At 44.1% G+C, this 1,357-nt stretch carries 1 protein-coding gene; it reads right to left on the reverse strand.

The genetic code is table 11. The annotated features are described in order from the left end of the window. Positions 1–1,357: IS1182 family transposase (locus G519_RS0138265; protein ID WP_029199018.1), on the reverse strand; the 1,357-nt coding region annotated here is incomplete at both ends.

Consider the following 1,357-nt stretch of genomic DNA (forward strand, 5'->3'; position numbering starts at 1 on the left):
GCCATTGCCCCTTGCAGTTCCATACCTAATAGACCCGCGGAAGTGGCTACATCATACCCGTGCCTGTGCTTAAGTTCGCTATTCTTCGCCTCGATCTTGTAGCGTTCTTTGGACTTCTCCTTGAAGTACTCACTTTCCTGAAATGCCATTTGCTCCGTGTGTTCATCGGATTTTATGCTTACCGAGTACGTTTTGCTTTTCGCTCCATCCTTGTAGCATCCTTCTTTGAACGGACATCGCTTGCATTTCTCTACATCAAAATAGTAGGTATCGGTTTGGTTTTTCCCAACGCCTTTTTTCCCTTGCCGCGCTTTTCTTATCGCCATATGACCGGCCTTACACACATACAAACCCGCGTCTTTGTTAAACTCAAATTCATCCTCTCGGCTGCGTCCACCTTGCGTAATCTGTGGATGTAACTTCGATACTAGCTCGATGTTGTTTTCTTTGCTGTAACCAATGTTATCCTTCTCTGAATAAGCCGTGTCACCGATAACGGTACGTACTTCCATACCTGCTGCCTTGCTCTTTTCGATCAATGTCTGCAATTGCTTCCCGTCATTCTTTTCTCCTGTTGTGACAATGGCCGCCGTAATGATTCGTTCTTCGCTCATCGCCACATGTGTTTTGTAACCGAAAAACGCAGAGTCTGCACTTTTGTGACCTACCCTGGCATCTTGGTCTGCGGAGATACGAAGCTGCTCCAAGTCATCTTCAACCGTCTCTTTCAGCAAATTTAGTGGTTCCATGATTTTCGGCAATTGTGCAATCCCAGACTCCGTTTCAAGAAAGTGAATGAGTTTTTGACAGTAGCCGATCTCATTTTCGAGTACATCGGTTGTGTTTTTCGCTGGGAACTTTACTTTCATGGATTCGTCGATGGCATAGACGGCTTTTCTCAATTTCCGGGAACGATCTTGCAAGATTTCTCGTGGGGATTTCTGATTATAACGGGCTTTCGTATGCGTGGCATCTACGATGATCGCTGTGCTTTTGATAATGTTTTTCTCGACAGCAATTTCTACCGTTTTCCCAATGAGCATGTCCAGTAGATTCAAATCTTTCAGCCGCAGCTTGCGAAACTTCGTTAAGGAACTGGGATCGATGACTGAATCTTCAGGAGCCATGTCCAGAAAATATTTGAACGACATGTCGTATCGGGAGCGCTCAACAATATCCACGTCGGATAACTCAAAGATCGCTTTTAAGAGCAGGTATTTAAACATTCGAATCGGGTCAATGGCATTTCTACCATTTTCCAGACAGTAACGTTCTTTTAATTCTTCGTACACAAACGAGAAGTCGACCAATTCATTGATTTGGCGCAACATGTTATCCTTAGGAATTATTAAATTAT

The organism is Paenibacillus alginolyticus DSM 5050 = NBRC 15375 (genome assembly GCF_000422905.1).
Lineage (GTDB): Bacteria > Bacillota > Bacilli > Paenibacillales > NBRC-103111 > Paenibacillus_E > Paenibacillus_E alginolyticus.